Origin of the sequence: Acinetobacter sp. EKM10A (assembly GCF_011075215.1) — a bacterium.
GTDB classification, from domain to species: domain Bacteria; phylum Pseudomonadota; class Gammaproteobacteria; order Pseudomonadales; family Moraxellaceae; genus Acinetobacter; species Acinetobacter baumannii.
On the sequence record NZ_JAALLK010000003.1, the window covers coordinates 286,288 to 307,427 of the forward strand.

13 protein-coding genes are annotated in these 21,140 nt (G+C 40.9%); 6 read left to right on the forward strand and 7 right to left on the reverse strand.

Annotation, left to right across the window (positions count from 1 at the left end):
• Window positions 1-128 precede the first annotated feature (128 nt).
• Together G9371_RS06055 and G9371_RS06060 are read left to right on the forward strand one after the other, a co-directional pair.
• Window positions 129-1,085: a DnaJ C-terminal domain-containing protein gene (locus G9371_RS06055; RefSeq protein ID WP_001107916.1), complete on the forward strand. Its 957-nt coding sequence runs from the start codon at window positions 129-131 to the stop codon at window positions 1,083-1,085.
• Window positions 1,086-1,096: 11 nt separating this feature from the next.
• Complete coding sequence (locus G9371_RS06060; RefSeq protein ID WP_000207458.1) at window positions 1,097-1,426, forward strand: chaperone modulator CbpM; 330 nt, start codon at window positions 1,097-1,099, stop codon at window positions 1,424-1,426.
• Window positions 1,427-1,672: 246 nt separating this feature from the next.
• Here G9371_RS06060 and G9371_RS06065 read toward each other — a convergent pair whose 3' ends face one another.
• The 3 genes from G9371_RS06065 to rpsO all read right to left on the reverse strand — a co-directional run bounded on the left by G9371_RS06065 (window position 1,673) and on the right by rpsO (window position 5,583).
• Window positions 1,673-2,884 (reverse strand): magnesium transporter CorA family protein, encoded by a 1,212-nt coding sequence (locus G9371_RS06065; protein WP_001198549.1) that lies wholly within the window; start codon window positions 2,882-2,884, stop codon window positions 1,673-1,675.
• An 84-nt stretch (window positions 2,885-2,968) separates the two neighbouring features.
• On the reverse strand, window positions 2,969-5,056 hold the full coding sequence (gene pnp / locus G9371_RS06070; RefSeq protein WP_001985790.1) for a polyribonucleotide nucleotidyltransferase: 2,088 nt from the start codon (window positions 5,054-5,056) through the stop codon (window positions 2,969-2,971).
• A 257-nt stretch (window positions 5,057-5,313) separates the two neighbouring features.
• Window positions 5,314-5,583 (reverse strand): 30S ribosomal protein S15, encoded by a 270-nt coding sequence (gene rpsO, locus G9371_RS06075; RefSeq protein WP_001229357.1) that lies wholly within the window; start codon window positions 5,581-5,583, stop codon window positions 5,314-5,316.
• Between the two features lie 212 nt (window positions 5,584-5,795).
• On the opposite strand from rpsO, the gene G9371_RS06080 reads away from it, so the two are divergent.
• Window positions 5,796-7,094, forward strand: coding sequence for an EstA family serine hydrolase (locus tag G9371_RS06080; RefSeq protein ID WP_029423705.1), 1,299 nt, complete (start codon window positions 5,796-5,798; stop codon window positions 7,092-7,094).
• 716 nt (window positions 7,095-7,810) lie between these two features.
• Here G9371_RS06080 and recD read toward each other — a convergent pair.
• The 3 genes from recD to G9371_RS06095 all read right to left on the reverse strand — a co-directional run bounded on the left by recD (window position 7,811) and on the right by G9371_RS06095 (window position 17,008).
• The gene (recD, locus tag G9371_RS06085; protein ID WP_029423706.1) at window positions 7,811-9,562 is read right to left on the reverse strand and encodes an exodeoxyribonuclease V subunit alpha; all 1,752 of its coding nucleotides are present in this window, start codon (window positions 9,560-9,562) and stop codon (window positions 7,811-7,813) included.
• Between the two features lie 108 nt (window positions 9,563-9,670).
• On the reverse strand, window positions 9,671-13,369 hold the full coding sequence (locus G9371_RS06090; protein WP_029423707.1) for a UvrD-helicase domain-containing protein: 3,699 nt from the start codon (window positions 13,367-13,369) through the stop codon (window positions 9,671-9,673).
• Window positions 13,370-13,372: 3 nt separating this feature from the next.
• Window positions 13,373-17,008: an exodeoxyribonuclease V subunit gamma gene (locus tag G9371_RS06095; protein WP_029423708.1), complete on the reverse strand. Its 3,636-nt coding sequence runs from the start codon at window positions 17,006-17,008 to the stop codon at window positions 13,373-13,375.
• A gap of 171 nt (window positions 17,009-17,179) precedes the next feature.
• Between G9371_RS06095 and G9371_RS06100 the strand changes: the two genes are divergently transcribed.
• Complete coding sequence (locus tag G9371_RS06100) at window positions 17,180-17,686, forward strand: hypothetical protein (RefSeq protein ID WP_000687236.1); 507 nt, start codon at window positions 17,180-17,182, stop codon at window positions 17,684-17,686.
• 22 nt (window positions 17,687-17,708) lie between these two features.
• Here the strand turns inward: G9371_RS06100 and G9371_RS06105 are convergent, their stop codons facing one another.
• A complete protein-coding gene (locus G9371_RS06105) occupies window positions 17,709-19,127 on the reverse strand; it encodes a polyphosphate--AMP phosphotransferase (RefSeq protein WP_000003544.1) in 1,419 nt (472 codons plus the stop codon).
• Window positions 19,128-19,334: 207 nt separating this feature from the next.
• On the opposite strand from G9371_RS06105, the gene G9371_RS06110 reads away from it, so the two are divergent.
• Together G9371_RS06110 and ubiE are read left to right on the forward strand one after the other, a co-directional pair.
• On the forward strand, window positions 19,335-20,042 hold the full coding sequence (locus tag G9371_RS06110) for an FFLEELY motif protein (protein ID WP_000039800.1): 708 nt from the start codon (window positions 19,335-19,337) through the stop codon (window positions 20,040-20,042).
• Window positions 20,043-20,190: 148 nt separating this feature from the next.
• Entirely contained in the window at window positions 20,191-21,138 is a 948-nt protein-coding gene (gene ubiE / locus G9371_RS06115; RefSeq protein ID WP_000064213.1) for a bifunctional demethylmenaquinone methyltransferase/2-methoxy-6-polyprenyl-1,4-benzoquinol methylase UbiE, read from the forward strand.
• Window positions 21,139-21,140 lie beyond the last annotated feature (2 nt).

Genomic DNA, 21,140 nt, shown 5'->3' on the forward strand with positions numbered 1-21,140 from the left:
CAGTTCGATGTCTCTTTTATTTTGCTCGCCTTATTTCGCACGAGAACAACTCTTATACAATCTAGCTCATTGAAAGCTTTAAAAATCGTTTCATAATGAAATAAACAACACCATCGTGATAAAACATTATGGCTAAAAATTATTATGAAGAATTAGGGGTTAAACGAGAAGCCTCAGCTGATGAAATTAAAAAAGCGTATCGGAAATTAGCTCGTAAATATCATCCCGACATCAGCAAAGAAAAAGATGCAGAAGAAAAGATGCAGGCAATTAATGTTGCCTACGACACCCTAAGCAACCCTGAGAAAAAAGCTGAATACGACCAAATGTTAGACCACCCACAAGGTTTTAATGGTTTTGGTCAAGGGGCAGCTCAAGGTGGTTTCGATGGTGCCAGATTTTATCGTCAAGGTTTTACAGGCGGTGAGCAAGCAGACTTTAGTGGCTTTGAAGACTTATTTGGACGCTTTGGTGCAGGCTTTGGCGGTGGACAACAGCAATATCAAAGACAACAACGTAGTTATCGAGGTGAAGACCAGCATGCCAGCATAGAGGTCGATCTTGATATTGCTTACCATGGATCAACACAACACATCACCCTGCAAATTCCAACCATCAATGCCTATGGTGAGCCAGAGGTTCAACGAAAAACCTTACAGGTAAAAATACCTAAAGGCATGAAAGAAGGTCAGCAAATTCGCCTAAGTGGACAAGGACAAAGTGGTATTAATGGTGGTGCCAACGGCGATCTTTATATCGAGATTCAATATAAAGATACAGATCGTGTGCATGTCGAAGGCAGTGATGTATATTTGACTGTAGATGTAGCTCCATGGGAAGCCGCATTAGGGCAAGGCATTGAAGTAAAAACGCCTGCGGGACCTTTACACGTCAATTTACCTAAAAATGCAAAACAAGGACAACAGCTACGTTTAAAAGACAAAGGGATACCAAATAAAACGCCAGGCCATCTTTATTTAATTTTAAATATTGTATTCCCACCGGCGCATTCTGAAAAAGAAAAAGAAGCCTATCAGCAATTGGCAGAAGCCTTTGCTTCATTCGAACCTCGTTCATCTCATTAGGGAGCAAGATCATGACAACCATCCATTATCGAGAAATTGTATGTGACGGCCACACCTTTAGTGCTGAAGTCGTTGATGAACAATGTACATTTGACTTACAACAGTTTGCTCAAGCCTGTGGTCAAAGCCCAGACTGGATTCTAGAGCTCATCGAGTACGATATTTTAGCGATTGATACACCACCTGAAAAACATCAGTTCATGGGTGAAGATGTTATTCGCGCTCGTAAAGCATATCGTTTGCAACGTGACTTTGATGCAAGCCTTGCAGCTGTTGCGGTGATGTTAGATTTGATTGATGAAGTGCAACAACTTAGAAAACAGTTGAAGCATTTTCATTGAGGAATAGCATTAATACAGCATAAAACTCTAGTTGAAATCTGATAGTCGGGAAAGCCATCTGCAACCTGCGTGGTATCAATCAGATAATGGTTTTGTAATACTGTTATTTAAAAATAGGTATTGAACAGGTTTTGCAGATGGTAATGGTTTTGCCTACTTTTGCCGAAACAAAAGTAGGTCGAACCGAAGGTTCATGACTATATTAAATAACAAGTCAGCAAGACCCCGTCGTGCAGAAATAAAAATTTACTTCAACCGAGTAATCTTTTCCACTTCCTTCAAAGTCTGCTTAATCGGTTCATATTCCAAAAACCAAAACAAATTCATACGATCTTGGCGATGCTGCTGCGCCAGTAAATCAATCACACTTTTTTCACCACGCCCCACCAAATGCTGTCTATAAAAATAGTAGAGCAATAAAATGGTACTTAGCAGCATAACCCCAAGCATAATCCAAAAACCTACTGGTGATTTAAGCCCGGGAATAAATTCAAAGTTCATTCCATAAATACCCGTTAAAAGCGTAAGAGGCGCAAACACAGCAGTAATAATGGCAAGAATACGCATGTTCTCATTGGTCTGGTTAGCAATTGCCGAGAAATGCAAATCTATTGCCGATTGAATCGCACTACGTAAACGTAAAGTATGTTTTTGAATACGTTCGACATGACTCATTAAATCGTTTAAACGCACTAATAAAAGGTCTTGAGAACTATGCGTCTTCTCTCCAATAACATGATGATAGTTTTCTACAATTTCATCACGAAACTCTTGTAAGGTTTCGATTTGTTCTTCGCATAGATTTTCAACCTGTTGAAAGGCCATATTTTCATGAAACAGTTGATGCCACTGCTTAAAACGCCGATTCCCTTGTAATAGTTGTTGTTGCCAATGCTCGACCCTTCTGGTCAAAGGTGAACGAATATCAAGGTAACCATCCACCATACTATTGAGCAGACGTAAACACAGATCTACAGGTGAATTAGGCAGCTTACGGGTTTTATTTTGCTCTTCGAGAGTTTTACATAAAATATTTTCAAGGCGCTGAATATAATTTTCAATCGACTTGTTGCCCTGCTCACGTACGCTAATAAGTACTTTAGGCGTAAAAATAAAACTGATCGGTGTGGTGGCTAAACCAAATACACTCTCATGTGATTCGCCATTTTTAATTTCATCATCCGGCGTTACGAGCTTTCTAAAAATAAGCAGGTCGTATTCTTCAAGCGTATCAAATGCACAAGGATGTTCGATATTCGCAATATCTCGCATATGAAACTCATTAATGGATACATCTGCAAGTTGCTGAATTTTTTGTTGCCATTCTTCATTCTGGCTCACAACATCCGATCTCACACTATCAATCCAGAAAAACTCCAGAATATGTTCAGTGTGCTTTTCACGGCTTAAAAAAACATAGCCGTCATTTTGATGACGATAAAAATAATAAACCTGCATACCATGTCGATCTATTGGTGTATTACTTGCATCATGCCATAAAAAAAGCCCGCATCAAGCGGACTTTTTTAGTGTGTTAAGCAATTATGCTTGCTCAATATCTTTCATAGTCAATTTGATACGACCACGGTTATCAACGTCTTGAACCTGTACTTTTACTTCCTGGCCTTCTTTAAGAACATCAGTTACGTTCGCAATACGCTCATTAGAGATTTGCGAAATATGAAGAAGACCATCAGTACCCGGCATGATGTTTACAAACGCACCGAATTCTACAATACGAATTACTTTGCCGTCGTAGATCTTACCTGGTTCAACTTCAGCAGTAATCGCTTGAATTTTCGCAATTGCAGCTTTAGCAGCAGCTTTAGTTTCACCAAATACGCGAACTGTACCGTTATCTTCAATATCGATAGCAGCTTTAGTTTCTTCAGTGATTTGACGGATTGTTGCACCACCTTTACCAATAACATCACGGATTTTATCCGGATTAATTGTAATCACTTCGAATGTTGGAGCGTGCATTGAAATTTCAGGACGAGCACGTGAAATTACTTTGTTCATTTCATTAAGGATATGCATACGACCAGCAAATGCTTGGTTTAATGCAACTTCCATAATTTCTTCAGTAATACCTTCGATCTTGATGTCCATTTGAAGTGCAGTAATACCGTTTGCAGAACCTGCTACTTTAAAGTCCATGTCACCAAGGTGGTCTTCGTCACCTAAAATGTCAGAAAGTACTGCGAAACGCTCGCCTTCCTTCACTAAGCCCATTGCGATACCAGCAACTGGTGCTTTAAGTGGAACACCTGCATCCATAAGTGATAATGACGCACCACACACAGAAGCCATTGAAGATGAACCGTTAGATTCAGTAATGTCAGATACAATACGAATAACGTACGGGAAGCGGTCAGCTGCAGGAAGAACTGCTTGAACACCACGACGCGCTAAACGACCATGACCAATTTCACGACGCTTAGGACCAGATTCACGGCCTGTTTCACCTACTGAGTAAGCAGGGAAGTTGTAGTGCAACATGAAGTTGTCAGTTTTAGTACCAGCAAGAGTATCAACCATTAATGCATCACGAGTATTACCCAAAGTCGTTGTTACTAACGCCTGAGTTTCACCACGTGTAAATAATGCAGAACCGTGTGCACGCTCAAGTACGCCCACTTGTACATCTAACGCACGAACAGTTTTGGTGTCACGGCCATCAATACGTGGTTTACCAGATAAAATGTTGTCACGTACGGTACGGTATTTAAGATCTTCAAATAAGTAGTCTACTTCGTCAGCAATACCGTCTACATCTTCTTCAGGAACGAATTGAGCAACAGCTTCAGCATGAAGTGCATCTAATGCTGCATAACGATCTTGTTTTACTGCAATGGTATAAGCTTCTGAAATTTTTGCTTCAAATGCTTCTTTTAATTTTGCACGTAATTCTTCGTTGTGTGCTGGAGCAACCCAGTCAGATGGTTTCGCACCAGCTGCAGCTGCAAATTCATTGATCGCTTGAATTGCAATTTGCATTTCGTCATGACCAAAAAGAACCGCACCTAACATTTGGTCTTCTGAAAGTTCTTTCGCTTCAGATTCAACCATTAATACAGCAGACTCTGTACCAGCAACCACAAGGTCAAGGTCAGACTGAGCCATTTGCTCAAAATTCGGGTTTAAAACATATTCGCCGTTGATTAAACCAACACGTGCTGCACCGATTGGACCACGGAATGGAGTACCTGCAATTGCCAACGCAGCAGAAGTACCTAACATTGCTGCAATATCAGCTTCCATCGTTTTGTCAGAAGAAACCACAGTTGCAGTTACCTGAATTTCGTTGTAGTAACCTTCTGGGAACAATGGACGAATTGGACGGTCAATAAGACGTGAAATTAAAGTTTCAGCTTCAGAAGCACGACCTTCACGCTTACCATATCCACCAGGGATACGACCTGCTGCATATTGTTTTTCTTGATAGTTAACTGTTAAAGGGAAGAAATCCTGACCAGCTTTTGCTGTTGGAGCAGCAACTACTGCTACCAATACAGTTACACCACCCATTGTGATTAAAACTGTATTTGCTTGACGTGCAACGCGACCCGTTTCTAAAACGACTTGATGCTGACCGAATTGGAATTCTTTACGAACGATGTTAAACATTGACATGTATTGTATTTTCCTAATTTTATTCTAGTGAGACCCCTAAGGTTTGGCATTCAGGCTACAACTATCGGTAGGTAAATGACAAAGCTTAGAAGCCATCACACTAGACCAAAAATTTTAAATAATATTAAACGCAAAGAAGGAGCGCACAAGCGCCCCTTCTATAAATCGCCTAACAGTTTATTAGACGAAACTTTCTTTTCAGAAACAAAGCATAGCAACATGCGATAAACCGAAAACAAAGCAAAATCGAATTAACGACGTAGACCTAAAGCACCGATCAAAGCAGTGTAACGCTCGTGGTCTTTACCATTTAAGTAGTCAAGCAATTTACGACGTTGGTTAACCATACGGATCAAACCGCGACGGCTGTGGTGGTCGTGTTTGTGAGCTTTGAAGTGACCTTGTAAATCATTGATTTGAGCAGTCAATAAAGCTACTTGTACTTCTGGTGAACCAGTGTCGTTTTCAGCGCGAGCAAATTTAGCAATGATCTCTGCGCGGTCTGCATTAGTTAAAGCCATTCGATTTCTCCGAGATGCTTAAAAAATAAAATGATATGAATCAGTTGAGCGCAACTGACTGCCGTGCATCACTACAGCAAGTTGCCTATTTTAAGGTATCTATATATGGATTGCAAAATAGTTTTCTGTTACCTGTCATTTTAGACACTGACATCAGCCCCTTAACCCTGCACACTTGGCCTTGAATAAAAAGAAAGAAACGCGAGGGACGTGTGAAAATATTTTCGACCAATACCTGTCCGGTACCGAATGACCTTGAATCGGTCATTCATCACAAAGATGAAGTACCTGCCGAACTAGGTGGAATGAGTGAACAGCAAGTTCAAAAAATCTGGAAAAGTATTGAGTCACTCTATAAAACCGGAAACTATCCGCTCATTACTTTTTGCTTACGTCGACAGGGGAAAATTTTATTAAATCGAAGCATTGGCTATGCTCAAGGAAACTCGCCGGCTGGTCTGCAAGAGAATGCACTCGTCGCAACGCCAGATACTCCCGTTTGTCTATTTTCAGCATCCAAAATGATTACTGCCATGTTAATTCATCTTTTAGATGAAAAAGGCGAAATCAACTTACTTGACCCGGTGAGCTATTATATTCCCGAGTATGGGGTGAACGGAAAGCGCCGTGCGACAATCTTTCATTTATTATCTCATCGTGGAGGCATTCCTTATGTTGATGGAGATGTCACACCTGAACTGCTTTTTGATAAAGATGAAATTTTAAGGCGCTTATACGCAGCAAGACCTGTTTCTCCAGCGGGAAATCACCTTGCCTATCATGCAGTAACGGCAGGTTATATCTTAGGAGAAATTATTGAACGGGTTACAGGACAAGACCTTCGCCAATTTGTGCATGAGACTATCGAGAAACCGATGGATATGCCCTATTTTAACTATGGCTTAAAACCAGAATATCGTGCTGAAGTTGCTCTTAATTGTGCAACAGGTTTACATCCTCGCTTAGGAACGGATCATTATCTCAATCATGTATTAGGTGGCGGTTTACAACTTGCAGTTGATGTAACTAACGATAGTCGTTTTATGGATACCATTTGTCCAGCCGGCAACATCTATACCAGTGCAGAGCAAGCTGGACGCTTCTTTGAAATGCTTTTAAGTGGGGGAAGCTACCAAGGCAAACAAATTTTAAGCGAGAAAACAATTTTTAGAGCAACACTCCCTACCACAGGAGTTAACATTGACCGAACTTTATTAATACCGATGCGCTATGCCTTAGGACCAATGCTAGGCAGTAATCCGGTAGGCTTATTTGGTCCAATGACTGGACAAGCTTTTGGTCACCTCGGTTTTTCCAATATTTTGTGTTGGGCCGACCCAGAGCGTGATATCAGCGTTTCTTTGTTAACCACTGGCAAATCTGTGGTCGGTACCCACCTTCCTGCTCTAGCCAATCTGCTTTATCAAATTTCGACTCAATGTCCACGAATTCCTAGAGATCAACGCCGTTCACTATTTGGTAGTGATTCGCATGAAACCGATCTGGTATAGCTAAAATCAACCCAGCGACAAAATAAAAAACCCAAGCATTTCTGCTTGGGTTTTTGGCGCTGTAGTTGTTGTTTATCGTGTTTATCGCTGTTCTTATTGTTATGTGTGAGATGCTTTCCACATCCTTCTTCTCGTTTTACTCACTTCCGTTGTTTTAGTTCTATTTCCTTATGGGATGTATTTTGTCATATCCAATTATGAAGAAAAGTAGTATTTTTCTTATCATCATGTAAGCGAAAACGTACAGGTCTGTCTAATATTTATCGTTTATCTGTAAATGCTAAATAACATACGGTTCTGTATAACATTTAACTTAACAATTCACGCGAAAAATGCTTATTTAAGAATCATATTACAAATAAATATATTAAAAATTATTGAGTTAAATAATTGATAATATAAGCAAGAAATAGGGTGAGTCATCTAAAGATTTATTCAGATATTTTGGTGGGGTTAAGACTTAAATATAAAAAAGCCCTGTAGTCTCTCCCAAAACTACAAGGCTTAGCGGCTGTAAGTTTCCTCTTTATTCACCTACATCATTGTAAGTTCGCAGTCTCTCGACTTAAGTTATTATTATTGTGCGATTTTGCTCGACATTCCTTGCCAAGCTCGTTGTGCGTTTATAATCTCAAAAACAGGGTGGGTTCTCTAGCAGCAAATATCTCGAATCCATGTAAGCTTTTTCTTACAAGGGTAAAAATATTAAGTTTGGCTTAACGAACTAACCGATTAACTTTTTCAACTAAACCGCTTTTTCTTGTCGTGCGAACTGTAAAAGATTGAAGTAACGCCTCTGGATCGACCAATAAACTCACTACTTTTTTGGCTCGTGTAATCGCAGTGTAGATCAACTCTTGGCTTAACAAATTCTTGGCAGCCTGATCAAGAACAACAGCTGTATGGGTAAATTCAGAACCTTGTGATTTGTGAATTGTTAAGGCAAATGCACTTTGAATACTTTTAGGTAGCCGATTTGCAGCAACCCACTTATTTAAACTTGGGAAATACACTTCAAACTGTTGCGGCTGGGTTCTATGTTCAAAACATAAACCAATGTCACCATTTGAAATGCCGAGTTGGTAATCGTTATAAGTCATCATAACCGGACGGCCAACATACCATCCTCCTAAAGTCACAATACCTAGCTGTTGTTGTAACCAGCGTTCGGCATATTGATTAAGTTGCTGTAAACCAAATGGCCCATGACGTACGGCAGTTAAAATACGGTAGTCATCGAATGACTTAATGATATTTTCAATATGTTCAAGTGAACGATCATCTTGTAAATAAGCTTTTAAGCTTTGCACATAGCCTTGAAAACCCACCATCAATTTTTGGTAGTAAGTTTCTAGCGTTATAGGGGACTCTTCGGGTAAATATTCAAGCTGAACCACATCGGGCATATCAGCTTCTAAAGGTATTGAACGTAACTCTGAAACTTGAACAATATCAATTTCAAACTGTTGTAAAACTTGCTCATGGTCAATTTGACCAGTTTGCATTTGAATAAATCGGGCAACCTGACCAATCAAAGCACCCTCTGCAAAACGACGGCTGGTTTGAAGGTGAACACGGTTTTCAGACAAAGCCTCGATTTGCTGTAAATCTGCAAGTACCGCTCCGACATCTACGGAAGCAAGCTGGTTGGCATCGCCTAATAAAATAATTCGACAAGACTCAGGAACCGCTTCAAATAATAACGTTGCCAGATTTAAGTCCAGCATAGAGGCTTCATCCACCACAATAACGTCATAAGGCAAAGGCTGTTTTTGATTAAACCGTGGAGTTTGACTATGCCCCATACCTAATAATCGATGGATAGTTTGGGTACTTTGGTTTCTTAGCTCATCACTCATTAGCCCCGACTCAAGCAGTTTGGGATCATTAAACGAGTTTTGTAAGGCTTCTTGCATACGCTGTGCAGCTTTACCCGTCGGAGCAGCCATCGCCACACGGATATGCGGAATTGCCTGACTAAGCACAGCAATAATACGAGCAAGCGTATAGGTCTTACCTGTACCCGGCCCACCTGTAATAATACTTAAGCTCTGCCGAGTCACCATTTGCAAAGCAGCTCGCTGATGAGGATCAGTTAATAAGTCTAAATGCTCTTCACATGAAACAGGTTGAATTGGTTGTTGCTTTAATCGGCGAATTTGCTCAGCTAGACGTTGCTCTAGGTTCCAATATCGGTATAATGCCAACCCCTGCCCGTCGTGGACACAAGGGGCAACTTGAGACTTAGCTTGTTCAGCAGATATCACCAGTTGGCCAAGTGTTTCTATTTGCTCTGGGCTAATCTCAATACAACTGTCACCCTGCAAGCTCGCTTCAATTAGCTGCTGCAAAAAATAAGCTGCCTCTGGAGCTTGTGTCTGTGCAGTAAACGGGGCTTGATTTAGAAAGGTACTCCAAGTCGTTAACCAGCTTAAATCGCTTTGTTCAGGGCTATTTAGATTGTCCACACACTTATCCACCTAGTTTTCCACACGCTTGTCCACATGGTTATAGACAGGCTTATCCACACCCCAAGTATTTGTTAATTCTAAAATTAGATCATTTATCAGCATTTTTTATGCAATTTTATCCTCAGCAAAGTACCCTAAAATAGCATCGAGTCGTAGAACAAATTCTGTACTTGGCTGCCAATAATAATAACCTTGCTCAGCTTCGCCATTCATACCGCGTAAGTAAAGATAAGTTGCCCCACCTAAGTGTTGTTCAATATCATAATTCTGCATTTTGACTTTTAAATAACGATGTAACGCAACCAAATACAGGCCTGCTTGTAGCCAATAGCTGGCTAAAGACATACTTTGTGCAATACTTTCTACACTGTAATCAGCAAGGTTTTCACCCAAGTAGTTACTCTTATAGTCAGCAATGTGATAACGCTGTCCATCAAAATAAACCAAGTCTATCGAACCATTTAAATAGCGTGCAGAACGAGCCTCTAATAACTCTGGCATTTCCATACCATATTCAGCAAACAGCTGCTGAATACGTTTCATGGCTAGTACACGATCTGACAGGGCCAAATAAAAAGGACACTCTGATAAATAGTGTTCTGGTTGCAACTGATTTAAACGAAAACCTTGATATAACGGCGTGCTTAAAATCTCTTGCAACCATTCGGCTACAGCGTGATAAAGCGAATATTCCGCTTCTTGTTCTTCGGGAAAGCTTTCTTGGTATTTGATTAATAAATCTTGCCACAAACTACTGTAGTCATTTTTAAAACGACGGCGTATTTCACTTACCCACTCATCTGAACATTGAAAATCAATATGCTCAAAAATTTCATGTAAGAAATTACCTGCGAGCGTCCCTCTCGGAAAATTGCTTTTGATCCAGCTAATGGGCTGTGCTGCGGGCGCCTCAACAGAAATAACCTGATCGAGTTCATCTTCGGCTAAAACAGCTTCATGGCTCTGACTCGCGAGTAAATCTGTACCTACTTTATGTCTTAAATGCTGTGCCAGATAACTAAAACTGGTTTTGCCTCTTGAATAAAAGCGCTGATCAGGAAAATGCTGCGCCTGTATCTCAATAATATTGATGTGTTGATTTAAATGTCTTGCAGCAGGTGGTTGCTCCAAAATTATTTCATCGGTACAACAACGGTGCTGGAATGGTTCCGCTCTGTTTTTCCAAAATGCCAAACCTGAAACAGACTTGCCATCTGTATCTTGTAAGAGCGCATAAACACGATGACTTGCCCGGGTTAAAGCAACGTACCATAGACGGTTTTGTTCCGCCAAAGCCCGTTCTTCATGCTGCTTCAACTCATTTTCGTTTAAATATGTTTTATCGGCAATCGCAACAACACGTTGTGTTAGAGTTTGAGCCGACTCCGAAACCGTTATATCTTGGGTCGAGAAGTTAAGTGTTTTGTTATTTTCCCGAAATGGCTTGTCGGCCCCGAGCAAAAAGACAATTTTAAACTCAAGACCTTTTGACTGGTGAATGGTCATAAGCTGTACGCCAGCTTCACTCGACAATCTACGCTCTAACTCCCATTCACGATCAAGCGGTGATTGTAATTGCTTGAGATACCAGTGATAGAGATTTTGCGCGCCCTGATATTTCTCGCTATGTTGGCTCAAAATTTCGGTCAAATGACGCAAGTTTACCACAACCCGCTCATTATCTTTACTCTGGACAGCAACCAGATTTTTCCAAATGCCAAATTGGTTTAAACATTGCTGCCATGCTACTAAAAAGCCCTGAGCTGACCACAATTCCCGAATAGTATCAAAACCCGTCATAAACTGGCTTAAACCTGCGGCCGTTTGTTCGAGTTGCAACAGCTGTTTAAGGTCCATAGCAAATAAACGGCTAATCAAAGCTCGTTTCACTTTGGCCTCATCGTAAGGATGAAGAATCGCAGTGAGTAAGGCCCCAACATCCTGAGCAATTGTGCAATCAAAAACACTTCGTTTTGATGGCCGATTAACTCGTATTCCTAAACGTTCTAATTCAAATTGAACTTTATCAAGACCATCATGATTACGCGACAAGACCGCAATATCGTCTTCATTTAAGGTTTGAGTCTGAGCATCTTTTTGAAAATAAAGTTGTCCAGCATGTGACTGATTAAGTAAATCACGTATTTTCCACGCGACTTGCTGTGCTTCCGTCTCCTTGTCTTTTAGCATGAGCCAACGTAAAGGATGCGGATTAGGCTGGTTTTGATCGATTAAAACCGGATGAGGTCGAGTCCCTGCCCGAATCGGGTCATATTGAACCTGTTCACCAAAGTCGATTTGCCTTTGAAATAATGCATCAACCACTTCAACCAAGTCAGCGACTGAACGGTGGTTATGAATTAACTTATATTCACGACCATGCTTTGCCTGAATATCTTTGTAGGCATTCAAGAAGGTGAGCATATCCCCACCACGGAAACCGTAAATTGCCTGCTTACGGTCACCCACCATAATCATGCAACCTTTTTGGTAACGTTCTGGATGACGCCAAATGCTGGCAAGCATGTCATCTTGGTCTTGGTTGGTGTCTTGAAACTCATCAACCAAAATTAAGGGGTATCGAGCCTGCACAAATACGGCGAAACGTTGCCCCTGCTCGCCCTTTAAAGCTTCTGACAAAGTGCGAATTTGCTGAGAAAAAGTCGTCTCGCCCTTGTTTTGTAAAACCTGTGGTAAACGTTTTTTAACCTCTACACACAAATAGGCTTTTAAATAAATATGAAGCTGATCGAACTGTTCAGCATAGTTTTTCAGCACACCAAATAACTGCTGAATCTGCTGAATACAAGGATGCTGATAAAATCCATCCGAAATTTCGGCAGGACATTTCTTGAAAACTTTCTGATCGGCAAGTTGGCCTAAAAACTTAAAAACAAGTTCCCGTTGTACTGCCAAAGACCCATCAAAAACTAAAATACTGTCGCTTTGCTTTAAAACTTGTAATAACTGTGGCAAACATTCACTAAATAACTTATTAAATGCCCCATTACGGAATATTGTGCCGCTTACATGTTTATAGTGCTCGCCATCAAGCGAGTAATACGGTTCTAGAAGACTGATATCAATTTCTGCTGCCAGCTGTTTGAGCTGAGCAAGCTGTTCAAACTGAATGGTAGGCTTTTCGGGAAGTTTAAAGTGAGCCGAACTAAAATTCAGTGAGTCTTCGACCAGTTTGACAAAACTGTCGACACTTTTTAACTCACCTGCCAGATACAACGCATCAATCACCGTTTGAGGCTGAGACTGTATCCATTCACGTAAAACATCATGAATCAGTTGTCGGCTATAGGTTTTAGCGTCATCGGTAATTTGAGCACGTTCAATTTTGCCACTTTCAAAGGCAAACTCACGTAATAGCTTTTGGCTAAAGCTATCAAGTGTTCCGACAAACAGCTCATCCAACTGATCGATCACGAGCTTTAAACGCTCACAGGCATAGGCAATCCGTGTCGCAAAATGCTTGAGAATATGTTGCAGCAATAAGTCAGATTCTTGCTCGGCCTGTAAAAGAATCTCTTTTTCGGTCAGGCTCCGCTTGGCATCTAAGTAACGGTAGGTTTCGACCAAACGTGCACGAATTCGGCTTTTTAACTCAGCCGCAGCCGCACGGGTAAAGGTGGTCGCAATGACTTGGCCCGGTAAATATTTCTCAAGAAAAATACGGACCATTAAACTCGACAGTGTATAGGTTTTCCCGGTACCCGCCGAAGCTTCAATTAAATGCAGTCCACTAAATTCAATATCAATAATAGGTTGATAAGACACCTGTACTCTTGAGTTCATGTCTTACTCCGAATGTTGAAATTGAAAAACCGGATGATACAGGTCATAAGCAAACTCATCACAAGCATGTTGAAGTAATGCTTGTGCATCTTGTTCTTGCAAAATGAAACGCCAGTCTTGATGTAACTTGCACGCTTCATTTTGTGTCATATCGATAGAGGTAAATGTCCCCGTTTCATTCCAGTATTTTAACAGCTCTGCATAGCTCTTCTCATCCAGTTTTATTTTTTCTGTCGGATTTGTTGTTTCCCACTGATATGCCTTGGCTTTTTCAAGTGGCTTTAATAATAAAGCTGCTGGTAACACGAGTGGCTGCTGTTGAGCATAATGCCAGATTTTAAACCACGGTTGTAAATACTGCCGAGCTTGCTCCGAACTAATACCTTTACAGATGACAGTTTGGTCACTAAAAACCACAATACGGCGTCTTTCAGTTCCTGCACTTCCTTCATTTAAATAGGCCAACCAAAGCAGGTACTCTAACCAGACTTTTGCACGTCTTTTTGCCCGAGCACTTGATGCTTCCATGCTGACCCAATCCTGAGTTTCAGATTTTGGCACCGTAATATTCATATGAAGCTGTTTGGCAATTCGCCACACACGCTGAGTCGTTTGTGTCACGGCTGACGCATAATGATGAAGGCGCTCAAGCAAACATTCCTGTTCAAAAATGCCCTGTTGCCATGCGCTGTATTGAACTTTGCCTACAGGCAACTGATCAAGTAGAACTTCAGGCTGTGCCTGCTGTTCGTTTTGCTGTAAAAAATGCCGAATGGTATAACGGCCCAAACCATCTAAAAGCAAAGGTTCATTCTGATCTAATACGCCTACATTTCCTAAGTTTTCTACGCCCAAAGTTTTTAAATATAAACGTGCGGGGAAAGTCACATCCTGTATCCACTGATGGCTGTCTAAAACCAACATGTCAGGTATTTCTAAAGGATAAGATATATTTGCCCAAGGCTTGAGAACACCGGAAGCTTGCTGAATTTGCATCGCCACGTTAAACCAGTGATCTTGATAACGAATATAGCGGTTCTCGGCCATAAAACCTTTAGGGTCAAACGGCTGTAAATAATGTAAGTGATAGAGCTGTTTTAATTGAGAGGGAATTTCAATACCTTCAATCACTTCTCGATCGGGTGCATTTGGTTCTGGCTTTACAATAAGTGCAAGATGCTCACGGAACTCTTGAAGAATACTAGAAGGATCTCTCACCTCACCGTCATTGACATCAAAGCCGTTATAAAACAGCCATAAGTTTTCTTGAGCTAAAAGTAGGGCGTCTAAGAAAGCGCCTTGATCATCCTCAAGACGGGAACGATCACCTAATTGTTGACGTAAGGCATCCATCAAATCAAATGGCACATGGGTGTCTCGATTTGGAAACTGCCCTGCATCAAGGTTCAACATCACAATTAAACGATAAGGCAAAGGACGAATTTGTCCAATCTGGGCAAAGGTAATCTGTCCTGTCGGTTCAGCTTGAGCCGTCTGATTTTCTAAAGTTCGCTGAATCTCATCCAAAATATAAGGCAAAGGCAAGGTGATTTTACGTAAGGTGCCTGTTTCTGTCTCGGCATAGTAGCTTGCGAGCGTTAACATACGCTCTTGTTTTTTTACAATTTCCCGCGCAGTTTTTAAAGCAGCCACACCGGCCTGCTCAAACTCGATAATATCTTGCGAGAGTATTTGCAACCAGTATTCCACCGTATGACTTTTTTTCTGCTCATGCATAATGAGCCAGTCACGGCGTTCATTTAAATCTTGATAAATCTGAATGAGCGTACCAATAAGCTCAAAATCGCCCGGTTGAACCTTAGCGTAACTCAGCACCTGATTAAATGTAGCATGTTCAGGAATGGCTATGCCGAGCGCTAACCGCTCTAAAGCAAATTTAAAGCTATATCGGTAGTCATCATCGCCGTCACATAAACTACGTTTCAGATGCTCTGCATCAAGTCCACGTTTAAACCCTGCATCAGCAAGTAAAGTTAAAATTCGCTCTACTTGAGCATATTCAAGTGCATAACGCTGTTGAGTCGCGTGTAAACCAAGCCAGTCAGCAAACTCATCAAAGCTAAATCGCCCTTGCATAAGGTGAATACGCCCAATCACGGCACGCCATGCATTAAGTGCATCGAGTGAGGCAATTCCTGCTATTTTGACAGGCAAATGCACGCCTTGCTCAGTCGCTGTAGCAGGAAAAACACTTCGTATTAAAGGCTCTACTTCTGCCAAATTAGGAACTAAAACCAAAATATCATTTGGACGACGCGGCTGTTCGTGCGGTTTTGCCAACCAGCTAATCAATTGTTCTTTCAATACTTCAAGTTGCCGTAATGTCGAGTGGCAGACATGAATCTGAATTGAGTCATCGTTAGGGGCAAGCTCATACTGCTTTGCTTGGGGTTCCACCAAGTGCAAAATATCTGACTGAACTTTGCCAAGTAAACTTTCAGGAAAATCATCGACAAAAGCATCCACCCACTTACCCTCTTCACCTGTAGATAAGTTTGAGAGTAATGAGAAGTGGTCGCGGGCTTGTTTGCCTAATCTGGTTAAAAGTGGATGTCTTGACTCACGTGCCTCAGCATTAAAATTAAGCGTAAATTTATTAAAGAAATCGGCAATTTCCGCATCGGTCGCTTGGGGGTTCTTTGCTATAAAACGCTCTTTTACCCCTAAGTCATAGCGCTGTTTCCAGAGTGGGTCGACACTATCGGCCCAATATTCTTGCGAAGGGTTATAGTGCAAAATCAAAACATCAATGTATTGCCCTAAACGACGTAAAAACTGAAGCTGGCTGGGCGGTAAATCCAGTAAAGTAAAAATGACAATTTGCTGTGGCAAACGAGACAGTGCTTTCTTCTGGCGCTCAGGATGTTCTAATTCCTGCCAGAATAATTCGTCAATTTGCTGCATTTGCATAAAATCATCATGAAAATGCTGCTGCCATAACCAGCGCTGCCAACGTTCTAACTCTTGAGTTTGCTGCAAAGTAAATGCCGAAACTTCTTTATCTTTATGGGCAATATACTTTTCGATATCAAGTGATCGCCCTTGTCCCCATGCTGCTAACCAGTTATTTGGACAAGTACACATATTTTCACAACCACGCTGGCACTGTCCCCGATAGACCATGTAGTTACTAAATAAATCGGCAACCTGCTCAGCAACCCAATACAACATTTTTTGCTTTTTTAGCTGCTTCTCAATACCTTGTTCAAGCCGATCTGCGCTGTCATAAATACGTTGAACAATAGAATGCAGTGGATGAGAGCTATCTATGCTCATGACATCAGGCTGAATAAATTCCTGTAAGGCTTGATGTACACGCCATTTAAAAATCAAGCGTGGAATATTGGCTTTACGAACCTGCTCCTTATGCGCCGTGAGGACCTGTTGATAGGCATACCACTGAAACCCGCGCACACGTTGATGAAACTGATAATTGGCGCTCATTCCTTGCTGTTCTGCAAGTTTTTGTATCAGCCACTGCTCGATGGCAGGACTTGGCACAATGAAATGCTGGGCTTTCAAAACCTGTAATGGATGCGTTGACGGCTGGGACGTAGATGCCAGTACACCCTGCAACAACACATCAATACGTTGACTTTGAATAACATGGATACCCATTTATTTCATATCCTACTCGCATAATTTATGCACAAAATCATAAACATTCATTACTATACAACTGAATCTGACTATGTCACGTTGGTTTAAACACAGCATAATCTCATTTTAGGTGTCACTTACCTTGTGTTGGCAAGGCACCTTCAAGGAACACATTACAGGTAAAACATTATGAAAATTGATAACATTCCTGACTATATTGATCCTAGCCTAAATCTGGAACAAATTCGCGATGAGTGCCAAGAACTCATTCAGAAAAGAGCTTACGTCTCTGCTGGTGCAGCAATTGTACCCATTCCTTTTTTTGACGTGGTAGTAGATTTGGGAATTTTGTCACAGCTTATTCCCGATATTAATTCCCGCTTTGGTTTAGCGCCTGAACATGTCAGTGTCTATGATCCAAAAACAAAAACAATTCACTGGGATGAATTACGAAAACGCGGCTTTCAATTTTCAGGCTTTGTGGTCGCTCGTACTACCGTTAAAAAAACCTTTAACGGTTTCTTTGGAAAGATTGTTACCAAACAAGTGACAAAATTTGTACCACTAGGTGGGCAACTTGTCGCAGCAAGTTTAGGCTATTTTATGATGAAAAAAATAGCCCAAACTCATCTAAATGACAGCTACAACCTTGCTAAACGTATTCAACAAAAAAGTCGTGGCACGGTTGTAAACTAAAATCTAACTTACGGCTGAGAGTTTAATCTGCTCTCAGCTGTTTTAAAATAGCTCTTAACACTTCTAAGCGTGCAGTGTATTTATCGTCTGTTGCGACAATATACCAAGGCGCATATTCGGTACTGGTTCGCTCAAACATATCTGCGGCTGCCTTTAAATAATCATCCCACTTATCACGGTTACGCCAATCTTCGGCAGTAATTTTAAAGCGTTTGTGCGGTGTCTCTTCTCTGGCTTTAAAACGTTGCTCTTGCTCATCTTTACTAATTGCTAGCCAAATTTTTACCACAATTGTTTGGCTATCAAATAAGTCTTTTTCAAAGCGATTGATTTCATCATATGCCCTTTGCCATTCGATAGGTGAAGCAAATCCTTCAACACGCTCTACCAGCACACGACCATACCAGGTACGGTCAAAAATGGTAATTTTTTCAGCTTCATTAATACGATTCCAAAAACGCCACAAATACGGGTGTCTTGCTTCGAAACGTTCAGGCGCCCCAATACAGTGAATATCATATTCACGCGGGTCTAAGTTTTTAACAATTCGCTTAATGGCCCCACCTTTACCGGCAGCATCCATCCCTTCAAATGCAATCACCACATTGCGTTTATCAAAGCGCATGGTATCGGCAATTTTTTTACTGAGTTTATCGAGCTCTTTTTTATATTCGGCTTTATCCATTTTTTCCTGAGCAGGTTTTAATAAACTCTCGGGAATTTTTGCCTGCTGCCATTTACCTTTGACTTCAGTTTCATGTTCAGGCAATTGACGCATATGTTGTAAAAGATACTGAGCAAAAAATTGATCGCGCTGTTTTTCATCTTCCCCATCAATAATGTACCAATCGTCGGTAAAGCGACGGCGTAGCTTTTGCAAAGTGTCATATTGTTTTTTATTACGCCAGTCTAGGCCGTGAAGCTTATGCCAATGCTGTTCAGATGGATCTATTTTATCTAACCGTTTTTGGAGTGATTTCCACGAAAGATCAAACCAAACCTTAATGACATCGACATAGTTATTTTTTAGGTCCTGTTCAAACGCTCGCATATTTTCAACATAGGCATCAAAACGCGCATCATCCAAAGGTTCTGACACATGAGTTGCCGTAACCAACAAATCGCTATACCAGTTGCCAAACATCACCACAATTTGGCCTTCAGTCGGAATAAATGCTGAATAAGACTGCCAGAATGCTTCAGAGTCTGTCAGCACACGTGGTGCATCTGCTTTTACCCGTAGATATCTTGGATCTAACCACTCTCGAAGCTGTTTAACCGCTTCCCCTTTTCCAGCTAACTCAATACCACTCATTAAAATGAGTGTGCTTTTGGCATTGGGTTTCCCTCGGCTTTCTTTTAAAGCATATTGTGCTTCAATTAAATCAACTGAAAGCTGTTCTTCGTCTCGTATTTCAAATTTTGGTTGTTGTTCACTCATGGTCCACTGCTCTAATCTTTTTATTTAATTTCGCCATTATTTAACTTATGCGCTTGGGTGATGAATTGCTATACAAATTATGTCATTGCAACATGATTTAACCTGAAAATTGACGCATAAATCATTTTTTTTACATCTACTCGCCATAGTAGAAGGTTACAATGCCTCTTATGATTTTTTGTAAATAGCCCAATATTAGAGCCTTACATGTCTAAACTCGCTGCTTTTGATGAACTTTTACAACAATATAAAACATTTAATTATCACGACAATCCAGTGCTTGCCCAACGTTTGCAAGATGTACAAACATGGCTAAAAGAACGGATGAAAGAGACGCATCACGACTTTTTTAATTTGCCAGAACACAAACTGATGGCTCAGTACTTTTTAAACCGTTTATATGGTGGACCAGAGTTCGATGCACTTGCTGCACAAATTGAACGTTTATTGAAATATGCACATAAAGCAGAAAAGGTTTTACCTGAAAACGCAATTAAGACAGGTACAAAGTCGGTAAGTTTGGCTGTACTTGCCACTCAACTTGATGAACAAGTAGCAATGCAGCTTCTTGAAGACTATCCGGCAGATACCGTACTTACCGACGAGATCATGCGCTTAACCTTAATCAAGCTTGATCAGGCTGAAGCCCGTTACCAACAGCTTGCCCTTCTTGACGATTTAGGAGCAGCACTCGATAAATACATGCGTTCATTTATGATGTTTACTGCTTTTAAAATGTGTAAAGGTATTGCACAAAAATATCACTTCGAATTGATGTATGATTTTATTCAAGATGGTTTTAGTGCAATGAAACCTTTAAAATCGGCTGAGGCCTTTATTAAAACTTTTACGGAAAAAGAACGCCAGATTGTTGAAAAAGTACATTCAGGACATCCGAATCCGTTTAGAGTGTGATAAGGTCGGCACATAGAAAAAACTCAACCTCACGAAGTTGAGATTTTATTCATTATATTTGCATGATGATGCCTGTAAAAATAGACAAAATCTGTCATCATGCAGAACTTATTCCGTTTCACTTGAGTTTGAGTCTAGGAGAGACAATATGTCTAACGAAAACCAAAAGCCAACATCTCCAACTGAGCAGGCACAAAGTTCAGACAAAGTTAGCCCATTCCTAAGCTCACCTTTACCGCAAGGTACACCTCAAGGGCAACAACAATCTTTACAGCAAACCTTAACAGATACACCTGTTAGCGGTTCTGTGCCGAAATACAATTTACCACGTGGTGCAGGCAACACTGGCAACGTTGGTGAAACAACACACTTTGGTTATTCAACAGTTCGAACTGAAGACAAAGCACAAAAAGTTGCTGAAGTTTTCCACTCGGTTGCAAGCAAATATGACCTTATGAATGACTTGATGTCATTTGGTATTCACCGTTTATGGAAACGCTTTGCAATTAACATGTCTGGTGTTCGCCGTGGTCAACATGTGTTAGACATTGCTGGTGGTACAGGCGACTTAGCAAAAGTATTTAGCCGTGAAGTTGGCCCGCAGGGTCATGTGGTACTTTCAGACATTAACGAATCTATGCTCAATGTTGGCCGTGATCGTCTAATTGATGCAGGCTGTACCAATGTCGATTTTGTACTTGCCAATGCAGAAACTTTAGAACCTTTTGCAGACAACAGCTTTGACCTTGTCACCATTAGCTTTGGTTTACGTAACGTGACAGATAAAGACGCAGCGCTTGCTTCTATGTTCCGTGTGTTAAAACCAGGTGGCCGCTTACTTGTTCTTGAGTTTTCTAAACCAGTATTTGAGCCATTCTCAAAACTTTATGACCTCTACTCATTCACTGCTTTACCGATTATGGGTAAATTGGTTGCTAATGACTCAGAAAGTTATAAGTACTTGGCTGAATCAATTCGTATGCACCCAGACCAACGTACCTTAAAAGGTATGATGGAAAATGCTGGCTTCCAGAACTGTGACTATCACAACCTGACTGGCGGTATTGTTGCTGTTCACCGCGGTTTTAAACTGTAAGG

Coding starts and splice junctions, on each gene's coding strand:
- G9371_RS06055 (WP_001107916.1), top strand. CDS start 129: ATGGCTAAAAATTATTATGAAGAATTAGGGGTTAAACGAGAAGCCTCA.
- G9371_RS06060 (WP_000207458.1), top strand. CDS start 1,097: ATGACAACCATCCATTATCGAGAAATTGTATGTGACGGCCACACCTTT.
- G9371_RS06065 (WP_001198549.1), bottom strand. CDS start 2,884: ATGCAGGTTTATTATTTTTATCGTCATCAAAATGACGGCTATGTTTTT.
- pnp (WP_001985790.1), bottom strand. CDS start 5,056: ATGTTTAACATCGTTCGTAAAGAATTCCAATTCGGTCAGCATCAAGTC.
- rpsO (WP_001229357.1), bottom strand. CDS start 5,583: ATGGCTTTAACTAATGCAGACCGCGCAGAGATCATTGCTAAATTTGCT.
- G9371_RS06090 (WP_029423707.1), bottom strand. CDS start 13,369: ATGAACTCAAGAGTACAGGTGTCTTATCAACCTATTATTGATATTGAA.
- G9371_RS06095 (WP_029423708.1), bottom strand. CDS start 17,008: ATGGGTATCCATGTTATTCAAAGTCAACGTATTGATGTGTTGTTGCAG.
- G9371_RS06100 (WP_000687236.1), top strand. CDS start 17,180: ATGAAAATTGATAACATTCCTGACTATATTGATCCTAGCCTAAATCTG.
- G9371_RS06105 (WP_000003544.1), bottom strand. CDS start 19,127: ATGAGTGAACAACAACCAAAATTTGAAATACGAGACGAAGAACAGCTT.
- G9371_RS06110 (WP_000039800.1), top strand. CDS start 19,335: ATGTCTAAACTCGCTGCTTTTGATGAACTTTTACAACAATATAAAACA.
- ubiE (WP_000064213.1), top strand. CDS start 20,191: ATGTCTAACGAAAACCAAAAGCCAACATCTCCAACTGAGCAGGCACAA.